The 18,062-nt window shown below is 74.1% G+C and carries 13 protein-coding genes; 5 read left to right on the forward strand and 8 right to left on the reverse strand.

Annotated features, from left to right (window positions below; genetic code table 11):
• Nucleotides 1–18: 18 nt before the first annotated feature.
• The gene (locus HCN08_RS24485; protein WP_167985387.1) at nucleotides 19–1,506 is read left to right on the forward strand and encodes a DHA2 family efflux MFS transporter permease subunit; all 1,488 of its coding nucleotides are present in this window, start codon (nucleotides 19–21) and stop codon (nucleotides 1,504–1,506) included.
• Between the two features lie 627 nt (nucleotides 1,507–2,133).
• Here HCN08_RS24485 and HCN08_RS24490 read toward each other — a convergent pair.
• On the reverse strand, nucleotides 2,134–5,511 hold the full coding sequence (locus HCN08_RS24490; RefSeq protein ID WP_167985388.1) for an AfsR/SARP family transcriptional regulator: 3,378 nt from the start codon (nucleotides 5,509–5,511) through the stop codon (nucleotides 2,134–2,136).
• Nucleotides 5,512–5,740: 229 nt separating this feature from the next.
• On the opposite strand from HCN08_RS24490, the gene HCN08_RS24495 reads away from it, so the two are divergent.
• Nucleotides 5,741–7,915 carry a tetratricopeptide repeat protein gene (locus HCN08_RS24495; RefSeq protein ID WP_322974654.1) on the forward strand — a complete coding sequence of 725 codons (2,175 nt, stop codon included), beginning with the start codon at nucleotides 5,741–5,743 and terminating at the stop codon, nucleotides 7,913–7,915.
• Here the strand turns inward: HCN08_RS24495 and HCN08_RS24500 are convergent.
• Together HCN08_RS24500 and HCN08_RS24505 are read right to left on the reverse strand one after the other, a co-directional pair.
• Nucleotides 7,845–8,570 carry a hypothetical protein gene (locus HCN08_RS24500; protein ID WP_167985390.1) on the reverse strand — a complete coding sequence of 242 codons (726 nt, stop codon included), beginning with the start codon at nucleotides 8,568–8,570 and terminating at the stop codon, nucleotides 7,845–7,847. The genes HCN08_RS24495 and HCN08_RS24500 overlap by 71 nt on opposite strands.
• On the reverse strand, nucleotides 8,567–9,793 hold the full coding sequence (locus tag HCN08_RS24505) for a hypothetical protein (RefSeq protein WP_322974655.1): 1,227 nt from the start codon (nucleotides 9,791–9,793) through the stop codon (nucleotides 8,567–8,569). The genes HCN08_RS24500 and HCN08_RS24505 overlap by 4 nt, the downstream gene beginning before the upstream one ends.
• Nucleotides 9,794–10,124: 331 nt before the next feature.
• Between HCN08_RS24505 and HCN08_RS24510 the strand changes: the two genes are divergently transcribed.
• Nucleotides 10,125–10,646: an ATP-binding protein gene (locus HCN08_RS24510; RefSeq protein WP_167985391.1), complete on the forward strand. Its 522-nt coding sequence runs from the start codon at nucleotides 10,125–10,127 to the stop codon at nucleotides 10,644–10,646.
• Between the two features lie 176 nt (nucleotides 10,647–10,822).
• Here HCN08_RS24510 and HCN08_RS24515 read toward each other — a convergent pair whose 3' ends face one another.
• Nucleotides 10,823–11,668, reverse strand: a complete 846-nt coding sequence (locus HCN08_RS24515) for an SAM-dependent methyltransferase (RefSeq protein ID WP_167985392.1) — start codon at nucleotides 11,666–11,668, stop codon at nucleotides 10,823–10,825.
• 313 nt (nucleotides 11,669–11,981) lie between these two features.
• On the opposite strand from HCN08_RS24515, the gene HCN08_RS36715 reads away from it, so the two are divergent.
• Nucleotides 11,982–13,733 carry a BTAD domain-containing putative transcriptional regulator gene (locus HCN08_RS36715; protein ID WP_167985393.1) on the forward strand — a complete coding sequence of 584 codons (1,752 nt, stop codon included), beginning with the start codon at nucleotides 11,982–11,984 and terminating at the stop codon, nucleotides 13,731–13,733.
• Between the two features lie 30 nt (nucleotides 13,734–13,763).
• Here the strand turns inward: HCN08_RS36715 and HCN08_RS24525 are convergent, their stop codons facing one another.
• Nucleotides 13,764–14,588, reverse strand: coding sequence for an NADase-type glycan-binding domain-containing protein (locus tag HCN08_RS24525; protein ID WP_167985394.1), 825 nt, complete (start codon nucleotides 14,586–14,588; stop codon nucleotides 13,764–13,766).
• Nucleotides 14,589–14,664: 76 nt separating this feature from the next.
• Between HCN08_RS24525 and HCN08_RS24530 the strand changes: the two genes are divergently transcribed.
• Nucleotides 14,665–14,895, forward strand: coding sequence for a hypothetical protein (locus HCN08_RS24530; protein ID WP_167985395.1), 231 nt, complete (start codon nucleotides 14,665–14,667; stop codon nucleotides 14,893–14,895).
• A gap of 163 nt (nucleotides 14,896–15,058) precedes the next feature.
• Here HCN08_RS24530 and HCN08_RS24535 read toward each other — a convergent pair whose 3' ends face one another.
• From HCN08_RS24535 to HCN08_RS24545, 3 genes are read right to left on the reverse strand one after another with little or no spacing between them, the layout of a single operon-like run.
• Nucleotides 15,059–15,622, reverse strand: coding sequence for a phage tail protein (locus HCN08_RS24535; RefSeq protein WP_167985396.1), 564 nt, complete (start codon nucleotides 15,620–15,622; stop codon nucleotides 15,059–15,061).
• Entirely contained in the window at nucleotides 15,619–17,586 is a 1,968-nt protein-coding gene (locus HCN08_RS24540; RefSeq protein WP_167985397.1) for a putative baseplate assembly protein, read from the reverse strand. The genes HCN08_RS24535 and HCN08_RS24540 overlap by 4 nt, the downstream gene beginning before the upstream one ends.
• Nucleotides 17,586–18,056, reverse strand: coding sequence for a GPW/gp25 family protein (locus HCN08_RS24545; RefSeq protein ID WP_167985398.1), 471 nt, complete (start codon nucleotides 18,054–18,056; stop codon nucleotides 17,586–17,588). Before HCN08_RS24545 ends, HCN08_RS24540 begins: the two co-directional genes overlap by 1 nt.
• Nucleotides 18,057–18,062 lie beyond the last annotated feature (6 nt).

An 18,062-nucleotide genomic window follows, 5' to 3' on the forward strand; every position in this document is an offset into this window, starting at 1 on the left:
CCCCGGGGGAGGAGGACCATGCCCGGCCGACGACTCGATCAGCGCCTGGTCGTACCCGTCATGTTCGTCGCCACGTTCTTCCTCGTGGTGATGGACGGCGCGATCACCACCGTCGCCCTGCCGTCCATCGCCCACCAGTTCGGCACGTCGGCGGCCGGCAGCGACAGCGTCGTCGTGGTCTACCCGGTGTGCGTGGGCATCAGCATCCCGGTCTCCGGCTGGCTCGGCGACCGCTTCGGCGGCAAGCCGGTGCTGCTCGCCGCGATGGGGCTGTTCACCGCGTCCTCCGCGCTGTGCGGCATGGCCGGCAGCCTCGGCCAACTCGTCGCCTACCGCGGCCTCCAGGGCCTGTCCGGCGGCCTGCTGACCCCGGTCGCCGCGGCGATGCTCTTCCGCACGTTCACGCCGGCCGAGCGGGTACGGGCGTCGCGCATCATGACCATCCCGCAGCAAATCGCCCCCGCCGTCGCGCCCATGCTCGGCGGCGTGCTCGTCGACGGCCTGTCCTGGCGGTGGGTCTTCTACGTCAACCTGCCCTTCGGCATCGCCGCGCTGCTGTTCGGCCTGCTCTTCCTCGACAACCCGCGGCACGGCGACCCCGGCCGCCTCGACGTCCCCGGCCTGCTGCTGTCCGGTGGGGCGATGTCGCTGCTGATGTACGGCGTGTGCGAGGGCGCCCGGCAGGGCTGGTCGGCGCCGGTCATCGTGGCGAGCCTGGCCGGCGCGGCGCTGCTCGTCGCGGCGACCGTCGTGGTCGAACTGCGCACCGCCGCGCCCATCTTGCGGCTGCGGCTGTTCCGGGACACGCTCTTCCGCGACACGAAGGTCATCGGGCTCATCGGCGTCATCCCCTTCATGGGGGCGATGTACGCGGCGCCGCTGTTCATCCAGGAGGCGCAGGGCGCGAGCGCCTTCCAGTCCGGCAGCAGTACGTTCACCGAGGCCATCGGCGTACTACTGACGGTGCAGTTCGTGGCCCGGGTGTACCACCGGGTGGGGCCGCGGGTGGTGATCTCGGCGGGGCTGTTCGTGGTGGCGGCGGTGCTGTTCGTCATGACCGGCGTCGACGCCGGGACGGGCGCGTGGGCGTTCCGGCTCTACATGTTCCTGCTGGGGCTGGGCATGGGCGCGGTCTTCATGCCGCTGACGGTCGCCTCGTTCACGACGATCCGCAAGGAGGACATGGGGCAGGCGTCCACCCTCGGCAGCGTGGCGAGCCAGCTCTCCATGGCGCTCGCCCCGGCTCTTGTCGCGACGTTGCTGCTGGCCCGGACGCCGGGCGACGCGCAGGTGGCTCCGCCGTCGGCGTACCGGACGGTGTACCTGGTGCTGGCGGTGATGGCGCTGGTCTCCGCGCTGTTCACCTTGACGATGCGGGACGCGGTGGCCCGCTCCTCCTCCACCCCACCGCCGGGCTCCCCGGGCCCGGGCGGTCCGCCTGCGGCGGGCGGTACGACCCCGTCCCGGCTCCGCCGCGGGCGCCGCGCTGCGGCGGGCGGGGCGTAGGGGCCGGCCAGCGCGGGGTTGACGCTTGCGTAGTCCCTAGCCAGGCGGGGGCGTAGGTGCGTAGTCCGGCCGTATCGCGTAGGCTGCCCGGCGCGGCGGGTGGGGGTGAGTTCCTGTCACCCCCACCGACCGCCAACGCGGGCTGTCGCGCCTCAGATTCGCAGGTCAGCGAGGATGCAGTGCCACTCGTGCATGAGCGTCCCCGGGTCCGACGGTGACACGGCGACCGCCGGAGTTGCCAGGAAGATGCCTGACGGTGCATCATGGGCCGTGCGCAGCTGCGCGATAGAGGTTGCGTACTCCGCTTGACTCGGTCCTACGTCATGCGAGAGAGTGGGACCCGCGGCGGTCGCGGTGGTCGAGACGACCGTTGCAGAGGCAGGAGCAGGGGCGGGGGCGGCCGACGCGGTCGGAGCGAGGGCAACAAAGGCAACAGTTGCCGGCGCAACCAATATGGCAGCCCGAAGAATAGCGACGTGCTTCAAGGACGTTCCTTATTGATGGTACGGGAATTGCAGGCCGTCAGCGTAGCGCGTTCCGGTTACGGGGCGGCGCCATGGCCAACGCTGCCCATTTCGTACCGAATCGCACCCGGCAACCGGCCTGGCGCCGGCGCTTGGCCGCGCGTCAGAAGTCGGCGGTTCCGTCCGCCGTAATGGTGTCCCGCACCTCGGTCGCCCGTCGCTCTATCGTAGCCAGTTTCCGGTGCCCCTCGGCTCGGGCTTCACTAAGCGCGAGCCGCAATGTGCGGTAAGCCGTCCGAGGCTGCTCCCCGGCAAGCTGTGCCTCCGCCAGGAGTATTCGCGCCTCCACGAGTTCGTCGAGGTCGTGAATACGATCGGCGGTCGCGACCGCGGACTCGAGGTGGTCCAACGCGGCGTCGAGACGCCCGGCGTGGAGGTCCATTGCACCCAGGCCCCGGCGCGCGCGGCCGACTTGGTACGCTGCGCCGATGTCCGACGCCAGGGTGAGTGCGTCGGTGAAGCAGGCGACCGCCTTGCCGTGGTCGCCTCGCTTCTCGTAGGCCCAGCCCATACCGGTGAGCGTATCGGCCTGACTCTTGGAGTCCGCGAGTGACCTGAATACCTGGAGGGCCTGGTGGCATAGCGCCAGAGCCTGCTCGGTATCCCCGATCTCGGTCAGGACGTCGGCCAGGCTCGCATGGGCCAATGCCAGCTCATAGCGATTGCCCGCACGCTCCATTACCGCTATTGCATCCTCGAACGCCTGGCGCGCCAGCTGGAATTCCCCGGCATGCGCGTATCCGTCCCCGGTGTTGTTGAGCGCTATCCCGTACCGCCGGTAATCCCGAGTGGCGGCGAACTGATCGCGCGCCTGCTGGAATTCCCGCAATGCGGTTTCCCGCTCTCCCAAATGCAGCTTCATGATACCGCCGTTATTGTGCATCCGGGCCTGGAACCACACATCCCCGATTTCCTCCGCGATCGTCAGAGCACGCTCAAAGTGCTCAAGCGCCGCAGTGCGCTCTCCCCGGTGCCACATCATCGATCCCACCCTCAGAAGCGCTTCCTCCTCCGCGCGGGCGTCGCGCAGGTCGACAGCGAGTTGCAGCGCCTGGCGGCCGGTCTCGGCGGCGCGGTCGTACCGGCCGAGGCTGGCCAGCGCGTCGGAGAGGGCGAGCAGGGCGCGGCAGAGGGCGGGGTGGGTGCCGTGGGCCGCGAGGTGGTCGACCGCACGCGTGAGGATGTCCACCGCGGCCGGCCAGGAGCACTCGTCGTTGAGATAGCCCGCGAGCGCGTACGCGAGCCGCGCGGCGAGATCGGGGTGGCCGTGGGCCGCGGCCAGGCCCTCGACGGCGAGGGCGTTGTCGCGTTCGGCCGCCAGCCACGCTATTGCTGACGGTGCGTCGGGAAAGGGCGTCATGCCTGGTGGCGGAGCCGCGGAAAGATCGACGATCTCCCGTCCGGACTCGGCAGCCTCAGCCGGCTCATCCGTATCGCGCAGCCGGCGCGGATATGCGATCCGGTCGGCGTGCTCCACGGCGCGGACGTAGAACAAGATCAGACGGAGCTCGAATTGTTGCCGTAGCTGAAGCTCATCCTCCGCAACCGTCAGTTTCCGTGCATATTCGGCCAGCAGATCGTGGTAAATGCACCGTTCAGGTACCGGTTCTGTCAGCATGTGCGAGTCGAGCAGGCTCTCCAGGAGCCGTTCCGCCGCGACCGGCGAGACGTTCAGGATCGCCGCAGCGACCGGCAGGGTGATGTCCGGCCCGGGGTGCAGGCTGAGGCGGCGGAAAGCCTGGCGCTGGGGGAGGCTCAGGGTGCGGTAGGAGAGGTCGAACGCGTTCTTGAGGTCCTGGCGGGTGTCGTGGATCTCGTTGAGGCGTTCGGGGCGGTCGAGCCGGTCATGGAGGGTGGCGAGGGTCCAGGCGTTGCGGGTCTGGAAGCGGTTGGCCACGAGCTCGATCGCCAGGGGCAGGCAGCCGCAGAGGCGGACGATCCGGGCGACCGCCGCCTCGTCCTGCGTGCGCTCGTGGCCGGCGAAGCGGCGGAAGAGGGCGATGGCGTCGGGGACCGGGAGGACGTCGAGTTGGACGGAGCGGGCGGCGGGCAGACCCGTGAGGTGGCGGCGGCTGGTGAGGATGACCAGGGACGGGGTGTCGTGCGGGAGCAGCGGGCGGACCTGCGCGGCGTCCATGACGTCGTCCAGGACGATGACGGCCCGGCGGCGGGCGAGCATCGTGCGCCACAGGTCGGCCAACTCGTCGACGCCGAGGGGCATGTTGGTGGAGGGTGTGCCGAGCAGGCGCAGCAGGTCCGTAAGCGCTTCCGTGGGGGTCAGCGGCTCCTGCGACGCCGAGTGGGCGCGCAGGTTGAGGTAGAGCGCGGCGTCGGGGTACGTGTCGGCGAGCGAGGCCGCGGTGTGGACGGCGACCGCGGTCTTGCCGATGCCGCCCATGCCGCTCACCGACTCCAGTGCCACGACCGGCCCTTCGGCGTTCGTGGCGGCGAACTCCCGTGTGAGGGCGTGCAGTTCGTCGTGCCGGCCGATGAGCGGCGGCTGGCTGGGCAGGTTGCGCGGCACGTGCTCGTGCGGGGCGGACGCGGGCGCCCTGGGCTCGGGGACCCGCGGTACGGCGGCGAGGCCGGCGGCGGTTCCGGCGCCCATTGCGCCGGCGTCCCCGGACGCGGGGCCGGCTCCCGCGCCGGACGCCGCGCCCGCGGCAGACGGCACCGCGCCGCCCCGCGCCCGTAGCGTCGCCGCCGGCGGCGGTGCGGTCGCGGCCCGTACCAACTCCCCCACCGCCGTGCGCTTGAGCACGCCCACGTGGATACGTTGCAGCGCCGCGCCCGGCCGCGCCCCGTACTCCTCCCTCAGTACGCGCCGCGCCAGTTCGTGGACGCGCACGGCGTCGGTGTAACGGCCGCTGCCGTAGTACGCGAGGGCGAGGTGGCCCAGCAGCGTCTCGTCGCCGGGGTGCTGGGCGGTCAACGCGACCAGCTCCGGGACGAGTTCGTGGAAGCGCCCGAGCCGCAACTCGGCGGCGACGCGGGAAACGGTGGCGGCCAGCCGGCGTTCGGTGAGGGCCCGGCGGACGGACTCCGCCCACATGCCGGGAAGCCCCGCGAGCGCTTCGCCCTCCCACAGCTCCTCGGCCTGGCGGAAGAGGGCCATGGCGCGGTGGTCGTCCGGGTCGGTGGCGGCAGCGGCAACCAGGCGCTGGTAGCGGTGCCAGTCGACGGTCTCGGGCGGGGCCTGGAGGGTGTACGTGTGATCGCGGCCGACGATGCCGGGGGCGTCGGGTGTTCGGGCGGCGCGCATCATCCGGCGGCGCAACCGCGAGACGTAGGTATAGGTGTTGGCGTCGGCGTGCGCGGGGGCCGGGCCTTCCCACAGCCGGCCCACGAGGACGTGGAGGGGGACCGGGCGGCCGGCGTCGAGGGCGAGGGCGGCCAGGACGGCGCGCTCCTTGAGCGAGCCGAGGACGATCCGTTCTCCGTCGACCCAGAGTGTGATCGGTCCCAACAGTCGGATGTTCACCCAGCGCACTCCTCTCCGCTGGCCCCCCCTACCCTGAAAATGAGCATGACACGGGCGTGCGGCGGTCACCAGAGACGGCGGACGGGCTGGCCGAATAGCGCCGGAGAGCTGTCCACGGTGGCGCGGGTAGCCATTTCCCGTTGCGCAGCACGTGCGTTGGCATATGCGTAGGGCATGCGCAGTGCACAATCGAGCGGGACGGACCGGACCGGCCGACAGGGGGGCGTGGGTGGACGGCGAGACGCGTGGCGGTGCGCCGCACGAGACACAGCGCAACAGCATCGAAGGGCAGGCCAGGATCAGCGGTGCCGTCGTCCAGGCACAGCAGGTGCACGGCGGCGTCCACGTCTACCCGCCCGCACCGCCACCGGGGCCCGCGCCGGTTCCCGTACCGCGGCAACTACCGCCCGTTCCCGGCCATTTTGTCAACCGCAGACGTGAACTCGCGGCACTGGACGCCGTGCTGTCCCGGCACATGGCGCAGGACGCTGGCGCGATACCGCTGATCGTCGTCAACGGGCCCGCGGGCGTGGGCAAGACGACGTTCGCCGCGCGCTGGCTCGGCGGCCGGGCCGCCGACTTCCCCGGCGGGCAGCTCTACGCGGACCTGCGCGGGCACACCGCGGAGGGTGCGGCGGCGCCCGGCGAGGTGCTGGGGCGGTTCCTGCGGGCGCTCGGCGCCGGCTCCGTCCCCGCGGACCTGGCCGAGCAGATGTCGGAATGGCGGTCGCGCTCGGCGGAGTTGAAGGTCGCGGTGCTGCTCGACAACGCCCTCTCCGCCGCGCAGATACGGCCCCTGCTGCCCGCGGGGCCCGGCAGCGTCGCGGTGGTGACCAGCCGCCGCCGGCTGACCGGACTCAACCTGGACGGCGCGGACTTCCACCGGCTGGAGGTCTTCGACGCCGCGGACGGCGTGGAATTGCTGAGGCTCGGCATCGGCGCGGACCGCGTCGCCGGTGAACCGGCCGCGACCCGGCGGGTGGTGGACCTGTGCGGCGGGCTGCCGCTCGCGGTACGGCTGGCCTCTGCGCGGCTCGCCTCCCGCCCACGGCAGCCCGTCGCGGCCCTCGCCGCCGCGCTCGCGCCCGACGCGGACGGGCTCGCGGCACTCGATGTCGAAGGGGAGACCACTGTGAGCAAGGCCCTTGACGCCTCCTACTCCGTGCTCGGGCAGGACGCCGCGCTGCTCTACCGGCGGCTCGGCCAACTCCCCCTCGCTACCTTCGACGTGCCCGCCGCCGCGGCGGCCTGCGCCCGGCCGCCGCACTGGGCCGATGACCGCCTCGACGAGCTCGTGGAGGCCAACCTGCTGGAGATGGTCGGCCCCGAGGGCTTCCGCTTCCACGACCTCGTGCGCGTCCACGCACGGACGCTCGGCGCCGCCGACACCGCCGACGGCGGGCCCGGCACGACGCTGCGCCGGGTCTGCGACTGGTACCTGCACACCACCACGGCGGCCGAAGCCCGCCTGACACCCGCGCAGTTGCATCTGCCGCGCGACTACGTCCACCCGCCGCAGGGACTGCCCGTCCCCTTCGCCGACGACCTCGGTGCCACGCGCTGGCTCGATGCGCACCGGCTGGACCTGATGACGCTGCTGCGCACTGCTGCCGACCGCGGCTGGCATGCGTACGCCTGGCAACTGGCCGACGCCATGTGGCCTTTGGTACTGCGCTTACGGCACTACGACCTGTGGATCGAGGCGTACGACATCGGGCTGGCCGCCGCGCGCGCCGACGGGCACGAGCGGGCCGTACGGCAGATGCTCACCTCCGGGGCGATCGGGCTGAACGCCATGCGCCGCTACGACGCGGCCGTCGCGCGCTACGAGGACGCCCGGGTGGCCGCTCGCGACGCCGGCGACATCCGCGACGAGGGCCAGGCGCTGCTCGGCATCGGCCGCTCCCACCGCGAGGCAGGCCGGCCGGCCGAGGCGCGGCCGTATCTGGAGCAGGCCATCGCGCTGTGGGAGGCGTGCGGTTATGTACGCGGTACGGGGCTGGCGCGTACCGTCCTCGGCGAGGCTGCCCTCGCCGCGGGCGAACCCGTGCGGGCCGCCGCGTACTTCGCCCGGGCGCGGCAGACGCACCTCGCGGTGGACGACCCGCACGACGCCGCCCGCAACCTCGCCTTCCTCGGCCGGGCCAAGGCAATGGGCGGCGAACAGGCGGCGGGCGTGGCGCACATGGAGGAGGCGCTGGGCGTCTTCACCGCGTCGGGCGCGACCCATTGGCAGGCCCGCACCCTGGAGATGCTCGGCGACAGCGCCTACGAGCGCGGCGACCACCCCGCGGCGGCCGAGCTGCACTCGCAGGCGCTGGCCTGCTACGAGCTCACCAACCCGGACGACGCAAACCGGCTGCGCCAGCTGCTCGCGACCCGCACACCGGGTGGTCCGGAGTAGCCGCCGGCGATCCGGCCGGGCGCGGATCCGGTCCGCCCGGACACGTCGCCGCGTCCGAAATCGGCGGCGGCTGCTTCCCGTACGCCGCAGGTCCCGCCGGCAGCGGCGGGGCCGGGGGCGGCGGGGGGTGCGGCGTGACGGTGACCTCCGCCGCCGCGAGCTGCGGCAGCGTGGCCCCCGGCACCAGGACGAGGTAGGCGTGCAGGCAGGACGGCACCAGCGGGTGGCGCCCGGCGCGCAGGCCCACGACGAGCACCTGGCGAGAGGCGTCGGGCACGCAGCCCGAGGGCAGTGCCGGCGCCCCGTCGGACGCCTCAGGCCCGCGCAGGCCCGTTGCCACCGCCCAGCCGCCGCCCGGGAGGGGGGCGGCGGCGAGGGCGGCGCCGGGGTGGGCCGCGAGGGCGCGGGCGAGCCACGTACGGGCCGCGCCCGAGGACCGCGGGCGGCCCACCGTCACCACGTCCGCGCAGTCGGCCAGCCGGCGGCCCTGGTACGTATCGAGGTCGGCGACGACGTGCTCGTCCCCGCCCTCCCCGGGGCCCCACGCGGCCGTGAGCGCCACGCACCGCGCTCCCCACCGCAGCGCGACCGTCACGCCGGGAGCGGCGGGGAGCGCCGCGCCCAGCGCCACGTGGACCAGGCCGGCGCCGTTCACGCCGACTCCCGTTCCGCGCCGCCCACCAGCGCCGCCCACCCGGGCGGGTCGGGCAGCTCCCGGGTCACCGGCGGGTGGGCGGGCTCGCCCAGATTGAGCAGCCGGTAGAGCAGGCTGCGCATATTGCGGGCGAATCGCCCCGGCTCGGACGTGATCCGCCCGGCGATCGCCTTCCGCTCGGCGTCCCACCGCTCGGCCGCCGCGTACTCCAGCTGCTCGACCAGCGGGTGGGTGGGCGACAGCGCCGGTACGGTCAGGGCGAGCGCGGCGGCCGGCGAGTCCGGGTTGAGCTCCTGCGTCGGCGGGCCGGCGAGCAGCATCGCCGCCTGCGTCAGCGTGCCGTAGAGCGTCACGCTGCCGTGGTCGCCGATGATCCAGTCCGCCGCGATCAGCACATTGCGCCAGTCCGCCTCGGGCGGCACCACCGCGATGCCGGCCTGCCGGCACCTGGCCAGCCACGACCGGATCTGCCACGCCCCGTGCGCTGCCCAGGCGTTGGGGTGCATCAGCATCGCCACCCGGTGCGATTCGCGCGGGAGTTCGTTGAGCAGCCGCGGCAGCAGCGCGTCGAAGCGGCTGAACGACGACCACGGCCCCCAGGTGGAGGCCGCCACCACCAGCGCCCGCCCCTCCGCGACCCCGAGGGCGCGGCGGAAGCGGGCCCGCAGCGGCAGGCTCGCGGTGATCCGGTCGTGCACCGGGTCGCCGACGACGACGGCGTAGGGCGCCGCTTCCGGGCAGTGGCGGCGCAGTTGGCGCAGCTCCGCCTTGTGCGGCAGCACGATCGCCGCGGGCGGCTTCCCGTCGGGCAGCAGGTCGATACGGCGCATCCCGGCGACGCCCGGGTCCTTCGTGCCGACGATCCGCTTGAGGTACGCGGCACCGTGCGGCATGGTGACCAGCGGCGCCCGCAGCCGCTCGACACCGCCCCGCCCGGCCGCGAGGGCGAGGTCGAACTCCATGGTCACCGCTTCCTCCCACGGCACGACGGCGCAGCCGAGCCGGGCGAGGAAGGCGGGGACCTCGTCCCCGAAGACGTGCGGCGGCATGGTGAAGACAACCTGCACCCGGAAGTCGCCTTCCAGGAGCGGCAGTACGTCGAGCAGCCGCTTGGCATAGGTGACGGTGTGCACCACCGCCAGGATCTTCTTGCACCCGACGACGGTCAGATACGAGCGCGTCCCCGCGCCCGGTATCCGGCCGATCGGTCGTAACGCTGACACGGCATTCCCCCAGGTTGTCCGCTGAGTGCGGACCACCCGGCCCGCACTCAGCGTCACTTGCCCGGGCGGGCGGACGGATTCCTTGCAGGAACCTTGCACACCCCTGGACGCGCACCGCTCAGCTCCCGGACGGGCGGCGTGCGGGACAGACGGTGACAGAACTGTCTGAGTGATGCACAGTGTCAGAGCGGTTGTGCAAATTACACAGTGTTCCTTGCCAACTTGCGTGCCGCATGCGCATATAGTGGCGTGGCGATGTTGCGCCACTGAACGTCCGGCACGTACTGCTCCAGCTGCTCTCGTTGGACCTCCTGTGGGAGAGGAACGCACCGTGGCCTTACCGAGCAACGACAGTCCGACGTCCGGCGTCGGGGCCCGCAGTGGCCCGGCCGGCGGGACGGTCACCGCGGCGACTCCCCGGCACGGCACGGCGGCAGTGGACGGCGGGTTCGAACTGCCCGCGCACGGCGGGTCGGTGGCCGAGGCGCGGCGGCGGGTCCGGGCGTATCTGCGCGGGGCCGGGTGCGACGAGGACGGCGTCGAGACGGCGGCGCTGCTGGTGAGCGAGCTGGCCACCAACTCCGTACGGCACACCGCCAGTCCGGTGTTCGTGTGCCGGGTCGGCTACGACGGGGCGCAACTCGTCCTGGAGGTCGAGGACTACGGCGGGACGCCGGAGATGCCGCACCGCAAGGAGCCGGGGCTCGGGGACGTCGACGGGCGCGGGCTGCTGCTGGTGGACGCGCTCTGTACGCAGTGGTGCGTGACGCCGGGCCCGTGCGGCGGCCGGATCGTACGGGCGGTGCTGGCCGCCGGGGCCGCGCAGGCCGGGCCGGTGCGGCGCAGCGCCTGACCGGGAAGACGCCTGCCCGCCGGCGCGTGCGGCACCGGCGGGCAGGGCGTAAGCAGGGCCGGGAAGCAGGGCCCGGGCGTGGGACCGGAAGCAGGCCCGAAGCAGGCCTGGAAGCAGGGCCCGTAAAGCAGGGTGGGCGGGAGCCGAGGGCGCAGCGCCCCCGCCCGTGGCGGGACTTACGGCTTGCGGCCCACGCCCGCGTACATCGCGACCTCGGAGTCCTTGACCTTGCCCTCCGTGCCCGGCTCGGGGTTCCAGCGGTGCACCAGCGTGATGCCCGGCTCGACCAACTCCAGGCCCGCGAAGAACGGTTCGACGTCCGCCTTGGTGCTGTCGCGCACCGGGATGCCGCGCCGGGTGTACTCCTGCGTGACCGTGGTGGCGTCGTCGGGGTCGGTGTTGGTGGTCACCGTGGAGATCGTCAGCAGGCTGCCGGGCGCGAGCCGGTCGACGTAACCGCGCACCAGCTCGTACGCCTTGTCCTTGTCCAGCACGAACTGCAGCACCGCGATGAGGGACAGCGCCACCGGGCGGTCGAGGTCCAGTGTCCCGGTCAGCTCGGGCGAGTCGAGGATGGTGGCCGGGTCGTGCATGTCGGCCTGGAGGTAGGCGATACGGCCCTCGGGGGTGCCGGTGAGGCGGGCGGCGGCGTGCACGAAGACGATCGGGTCGTTGTCGACGTAGACGATGCGGGCGGACGGGATGACGGACTGGGCGATCTCGTGCAGGTTCGGCGAGGTGGGGATGCCGGTGCCGATGTCGAGGAACTGGTCGATGCCCTGCTGGGCGGCGTAGCGCACCGCCCGGTGCATGAAGGTGCGGTTCTCCCGCATCGAGGTGCGCAGGCTCGGCCATCCGCTGAGCATCTGCTCGGCGGCCTCGCGGTCCACCTGGTAGTTGTCCTTGCCGCCGAGCACGTAGTCGTAGACCCGGGCGGAATGGGCGATGCTGGTGTCGATCACCGGCGGTTCACCGGCGGTGTCCGCAGCGTCCTCGTCGGGCAGGGCCAGGTCGTCGGACATCCGTCATCCCTTCGTCGGGGCGTCTCGCAGCCCGTCACATCGCGTCCACGGTACGCGCGTTCGGGCCCTGCTCAGAGCCATTTCGGGGTCCGGTGCGCGAACACGCCGCGACCGCCGCGGAGTCGGCCGGCGCGCTCCCGCGCGAGCCCGGTGTTCCGGATTCGGTGACAGGCTTCCGGATTCCGTGACACCACGACGAACAACCGGGGCATACCTGGGGATTCGGCTGGCGGGTGACCCTCCGGCTCCCTACAGTGAGCACTGATCCTTCATCCCCCGTCCTGGCCCGGGCCCGGGAAGGAGCGCCGCCGTCGTGACCCACCGAAGACCAGTGGTCCACCCCACGCCCTTAACGGCCCCGGCCCCCGAGGTCCGGGGCCGAGTCGTCGCCCTCCTGACGGCGTACGACGCCGCTCCGCTGGCCCTGGTGGTCGCCCCGGCCGGCTACGGCAAGTCCATCCTGCTCGCCCGGCACGCCGCCGCCTTCCCCGGCCAGGTCCTCAGCTGGCGCCCGCACCGCGGCGCCCACGCGCCCGCCTCGCTCCTCAACCGCCTCACCCGCCAACTCCTGGGCACAGGACCGGGACTCGGCCCGGAACTCGCGCCCTGGCAGGGCGGCGCCACCACCGAGTCGGTGCTCGCCGCGATCGAGCAGCGGCCGGGCCCGGTGCTCGTCGTGGTGGACGACGCGCACCTCATCCACGGCGGCCCCGTCGAGGCCACGCTGGAGGAGATGGCGCTGCTCGCGCCGCCCAACCTGCAAATCGTGCTGGCCGGCCGCCGGCTGCCCGCGATCAACCTCGCCCGGCACGAGCTGTCCGGCACCGTCGTCGTGACCGCCCGCGACCTCGCCCTGGACGCCACCGAGACCCGCGACGCCCTGCACACCCTGCTGCCGCCCGGCGGCGCCGACATCGCCCGGCTGCACGCCCTCACCCGGCTCACCGAAGGCTGGCCGGTGGCCCTGCAGTTGTGCGCCGCCCTGCCGCGCCGGGCGGCCCGCAGCGCCGCCGCACTCGCCGAGATCACCCTGGCCTCCGCGGCGGTGCGCGCGTATCTCGACCGCGAAGTGCTCGGCATACTTCCCGCGGGACTCGCCCTCGACTTCGCCCGCATCTGCCGTACGTCGCCGGGGCGGCAGCTGCTCGACGACGGCTCGGGCACCCTCGACGAACTCGACTGCGCCTACGGGCTGGTGCGGCGGCGCGCCGACGGGCGCTACGACTGCGTCCCGCTGCTGCGCGAGCACCTGCGCCGGCGGGCCGTGCCCGCGCCGCCGGTGGTGCACTCGCTCGCGCCGCCGCCGATGGACGACCGGCCGCCGCCGGCGCTGCACCTGCGGTGCTTCAAGCACTTCGAGGCGACCTTCGGCGACCAGGAGCTGGACTGGCGCAGCACCCGGCCGCGGGTACGGGCGCTGGCCCGGCTGCTGGCGGTGCACGCCGGCCAACCGGTGCACCGGGAGCGGCTGATGGAGGCGCTGTGGCCGGGCAGCCCGGAGCGCACCGCCGCCCGCGGGTTGCAGGTGGCGCTGTCGGCGCTGCGCACGTTCCTGGAGCCGGGCGCGGACCGGGGCCGTACGCGGCTGCTGATCCGCAGCGGCGAGGCGTACATGCTGGCGCTGCCGCCCGGCGGCACCTGCGACGTCCAGCGTTTCGAGGCGGCGGTCGGGGCGGGCCTGCGGGCCGCGGCGCGCGGGGCGGCGGGCGCCGAGCAGGCGGCGGAGTCGCTGGGGCAGGCGCAGCGCCTCTACGCCGGGGAGTTGCTGCCCGAGGACGGTCCCGCGGAGTGGGTCGTCCCGCTGCGGGAGCACTACCGGGCGCAGGCGGTACGGGCCGGGCACACCCTCGCGGAGGTCGAACTGGCCCGCGGGCGGCCCGCGCAGGCCGCGACGGCCGCCGGGCACGCGCTGTCCGTCGACCCCTTCCACGACGCCACATGGCGGCTGCTGATCACCGCGCACCGGCAGGCGGGCGACCCGGCCGCCGCGCACCAGGCGGCGTTGCGGCACGCGCGCGTCCTCGCGGACCTGGACGTACCGCCGCGCGGGCTCACGGAAGTGTGAAGCTGCTTGATCCTGGCGGGAGTCGGGGGCTCAGCGCTTGAAGAACTCGATCTCCGCGACGCCCACGCGGTGTGCGGAAGTGGCCGCGTAGGCGGTCTGGATGGTGATACGGACCCTCGTCACGTCGCTCTCGGCGATGTGGAAGGTCTGCGGGCCCGGCTGGTCGGCGAGGTGGAGTTCGTGCGTCGTGGTCGCGCCGCCCTTGCCGGTGACCGTGACGAGCAGGTCGTGCGGGCGGGCCTGGGCGAGGAACTGCTGGTCGTTGGCGGACGCGCCGGGGTGGACGACCAGGTCGAGGAGCCGGAAAGGCTGGTCGAAGGCGGCCTCCAGGTACTGGCCCTTGGCGGCGCCGGTGGCGGCGGGCGCCCAGTAGCGGTCGGTCGTGCCGTCCACGGCGAGGTTCGCCGGGTGGCCGGGGGCGGCGGAGGAGGCGGTGACCTTCACCGCGTGTACTTGCTGGGCCTTGGCCACCCGGTCCTTGACCTTGTCCGTGGCGCCGCCGATCTGCCCGCGCAGCAGGAAGGCCGCGAGGCCGAGGACCACGACGAGGGCGGGCACGAGCAGCCGCGGCCGGCGCAGCCGGCGCCACAGGCCGGGCGCGGGCCGGGTGCCGGCGGCGGGCGCCTCGCGCGGGGTGCGGCCGAGCAGCCGCCGCCACCAGGGCGGGCGGGCCGCGACGGGCGCCTCGGCGAGCGAGGTGCCGCAGCGGCGGCAGTAGCGCCGGGTCGGTACGTTCCCGGCGCCGCACTCCCCGCACACCAGCTCGCCGGGCGCGGGAGGCGGCTCCTGGGGCGTCAGGGGCCGCGTGGGGCGCGGCGGGGCGGGGGAGGCCGCCCGGGGCTGTACGGGGGCCACGGAGGGCTGTACGGGGGCGGCTACGGGCGCGGTGGGCGGGGGTGCGGGCGCGGGGGTCGGCGCTGAGCCGGGGTCCGTGGCGGGCGGGGCGGGCTCCGGCGCGGCAGGCGAGGCCGGTGTGCCCGGGCTCGTACGGCCGCCCGCGTCCGGCGTGGCCGGCCCGTCCGGTGCGCCCGACGTGCCCGTGCCGGACGGCGTCACCGCGGAGGGCGCCGCCGACGGCGCGGCAGAGGGCGCGGGTTCCTCGGACCAGTCCAGGTACGCCCCGCAGGACCCGCAGAACTGCTCACCGCGCTGGCAGCGCTGACCGCAGACCGTGCACTCGACCACTGGACGCCCCTTCCCCCCGGGTCACTCGTGCCCGGCCCATCGTCGCGACCGCCGGGTCGCCCCGGCCAGTCACCCCGGGGCAGCCGCCCGGCCGCCCGCCGCTGCCCTTTCGGGCCGCCGCCCGCGCATCGCGGACGCCGCTAGGACTCCCCCACCACCTCGACGGTGTACGGCACATGGGCCGGCCGGTTCCTGGCCACGAGCGCCCGCAGCGCCCGTACGTCGAGGGCCGCCGGGTCCGCGGTGCGGACGCGTACCGTCAGCCGGAGCGGGCCGGCGGGCGGCAGCGGGGTCAGGGCGCTGGTGGAGGCCAGCGACGTGAGCCCGTCGGAGACCTCGGCGGTGACGCCGAACGCGAGCCGGATCTCCTGCGCGAGCCCCGCGCACGTGCCCCGTACGGCGTGTGCGGCGACCGCGCCCGCGACCGCCTCGCGGCCGGCGCCCGCCTCCGGGTCGGCGCCGACCCATGCGGCGAGCAGCGCCACGAAGTCCTCGGGCGCGAGGGCCGGATCGAGGTAGGCGGGCAGGTTGTCCAGCGTGCACAGCACCGGCGCCAGCACCTCGTCCAGCGCGGCGGTGAAGTTCTGGACGAACGCGTCCTCGGCGTAGACGGCGGGCAGTTGCGCCCCGAGCGGATGCCGGGTCGGCAGGCCCGGCAGCAACCGCCGCCCGCCGCCGGGGGACTTGGACAAGGGCGTGCTCATGAGGGCGTCACCCGCACCTGGTGGTCGTAGGAGAAGGCGAGGGCGCCCGGCGGCAGGTCGATACGGTCGGCGGGGTCGCCGCGGCGACCGGTCACCGGGTCGGCGGGGAAGAGCCGTACGCTCTCGACGACGTCGACGCCCGGGACGCGTTGCAGCACCGCGAAGACCTCACCGGACTGCACGGACCGCCCGAAGGGCCAACCGGCGCCGCCCGCACCGCCGGTGAGCGGGTTGAGGTGCCGGTAGAGGGCGGCCTGCGCGGCCTGCTGGACGACGGCGGGGGTGCTCGCGGCGGTGGAGCGCAGGGTGCTGACGACGGTGACGCCCTGGTAGTGGGGCAGTTCGACGACGAGCCGGGTGCCGATGACCCGCCGCAGGTCCAGGGCGTCCCGGACCCGGACCACCAACTCCTCGGGGCATGCGAGCTGTTCGAAGGCGAGTCGCCCGGTGCCGTCGTCCTCCGCCCACGGCACCAGCAGCACCCGTACGGTCCCGGCCTCCGGGCCGGTCTCGGCGGACACGCAGCGCACCCGGGCGATCTCGGGCGCGGCCTGCCGGGCGAGGTATTCGAAGTCCTCGGCGGTGACGGCCCGTTGCCGAGTGCGCAGGGCGAGGGCGCCGCGCAGCCGGGCGTTGCCGGCGTCCTCGCCGTCGACCCCGCCGGTGGCGGCCCGGCGGTTGGCGACCGGGCCGATGTAGGGGATGGAGCTGCGCAATACGCGCAGGGCGCCGGGCGCGACGTTGCCGCTCCTGCCGCCGCCGGTCAGGTACGGCAGGGCGCGCACGGCGGCGTCCGGCGGCGGGACGGCTCCGTAATGGCGCAGGGTGCCGTCGGGCTGCCGGACGGCGGGGCCGAAGGAGATCTCGCCGGTGCTGCGGTCGAGGCGGATGTGCCGGTCGCCGGGGCCGGAGCCGTCGAAGTCCTCGACCTCGGTCCACTCCTGCGGGCCCTGCGCGGTCACCGTCTCGACGGTGAAGGGCACATGGCCGCTGAGGACGGGCGGCCGGGAGACGGCGAAGGTCTGCCCGGGCACGCCCTCGGAGCGGCCGACGACCTCGGCGGCGGCGCGCTCCGCGTGCGCGGCGGGGGCGGTGCCGCCGACGGTGAAGGCGGTCGCGGACACCAGCCGCGGGGTGTCGGAGAAGGGCCGGCGCAGGCCCTCCGGCGGCAGGACGCGGGCCCGCAGCCAGCCGGCCCGGCGCCCGCCCTCGGCGATCGCGACATGCGTGCCGGGGACGTGGACGAGCACGTCGCCGGGGCGGTTGAAGCCGCCGGTGCCGTCCGACTCGGTCTCGCACTCCTGCCAGCCCTCGGCGGTGCGCGCCTCCCACACCAGCGGCGGGTGGTCGGGGTCCACGCCGTGCCCGGCGACGGGGAAGTCCAGCCGCAGCGCGACCAGGCAGGAGGGCACGGCGGCGGACAGCCCGAACAGCACGCAGTCGCCGGGCTGCGGCACGTCGGAGAAGCACGACACGCCCCGCCCGTCGGCGAGTTCGGCAGTGCGGTCCACCGCCGGGCGGTGGTCGCCGCTCCCCGCGGCCCCGGCCCGGGTTGCGAGGGCGGCCAACTCGCAGGGCACGATCACCAGTTCGCGGGTGGTGGTGAAGACGACGGCCTGCTCGGTCTCGGTGCGCTCGGTGGCGACCTCGGTGCCCTCGCGCACCGGCACCGGGGTGGTCTGCGGGGCCGACAGCCGGAAGGTGATGTCGGTGCGGGCGGCGACCGGCGGCAGCAGCCGCAGGCCGATCAGCTCCAGCAGCGCCACGTGGTTCTTGTCCGGCACCCGGTTGAGCCGGTAGATGAGCTGGTCGACCATGTGCGCGAAGGTCTCGATGAGGGTCACGCCGGGGTCGGAGACGTTGTGGTCGGTCCAGCGCGGATTGCGCTGCTGCACCATCCGCTTGGCCTCGTCCACCAGGTCCTGGAAGCGGCGGTCGTCGAGGTTGGGCTGCGGCAGGGACATCAGCGCGCACCGCCCCGGACGTCCGGACCGCCGCCGTGGCCGCCGCCGTGGTCTGCGTGGTCTGCGCGGTCGCCGTCGTGCGGGGGGATCACGTAGAACGGGAAGACCAGGTTGCGCGGGTCGTTGGTGCCGCGCACCGAGTAGCGGATCTCGATGTAGAGCTTGCCGAGGTCGACGGTGTCGAAGGTGACGACGACGTCCGCGAGGTCGATCCGCGGCTCCCAGCGCTCCAGCGACGTCCGTACCTCGTAGGCGAGTTGGCCCGCGGTCGCGGCGTCGGCGGGCGCGAACACGTAGTCGTGGACGGCGCAGCCGAACAGCGGGCGCATCGGGCGCTCGCCGGGCGCGGTCGCGAGGATCAGCCGGATGCTCTCCTCGATCTCGGTGCGCCCGCTGACCAGCGCGACCGATCCGGTGGCGTCGGTACGTGCCGGGAAAGCCCAGCCCGCGCCGATGAATTCGGCTCCCACCGCCCG

Origin of the sequence: Actinacidiphila epipremni (genome assembly GCF_012034175.1) — a bacterium.
Classification (GTDB): Bacteria; Actinomycetota; Actinomycetes; order Streptomycetales; family Streptomycetaceae; genus Actinacidiphila; species Actinacidiphila epipremni.

Excerpts from the sequence above, each read along its gene's own strand:
- HCN08_RS24485 (WP_167985387.1), top strand. The coding sequence starts at position 19 with ATGCCCGGCCGACGACTCGATCAGCGCCTGGTCGTACCCGTCATGTTC.
- HCN08_RS24515 (WP_167985392.1), bottom strand. The coding sequence starts at position 11,668 with ATGTCCGACGACCTGGCCCTGCCCGACGAGGACGCTGCGGACACCGCC.
- HCN08_RS24535 (WP_167985396.1), bottom strand. The coding sequence starts at position 15,622 with ATGAGCACGCCCTTGTCCAAGTCCCCCGGCGGCGGGCGGCGGTTGCTG.
- HCN08_RS24540 (WP_167985397.1), bottom strand. The coding sequence starts at position 17,586 with ATGTCCCTGCCGCAGCCCAACCTCGACGACCGCCGCTTCCAGGACCTG.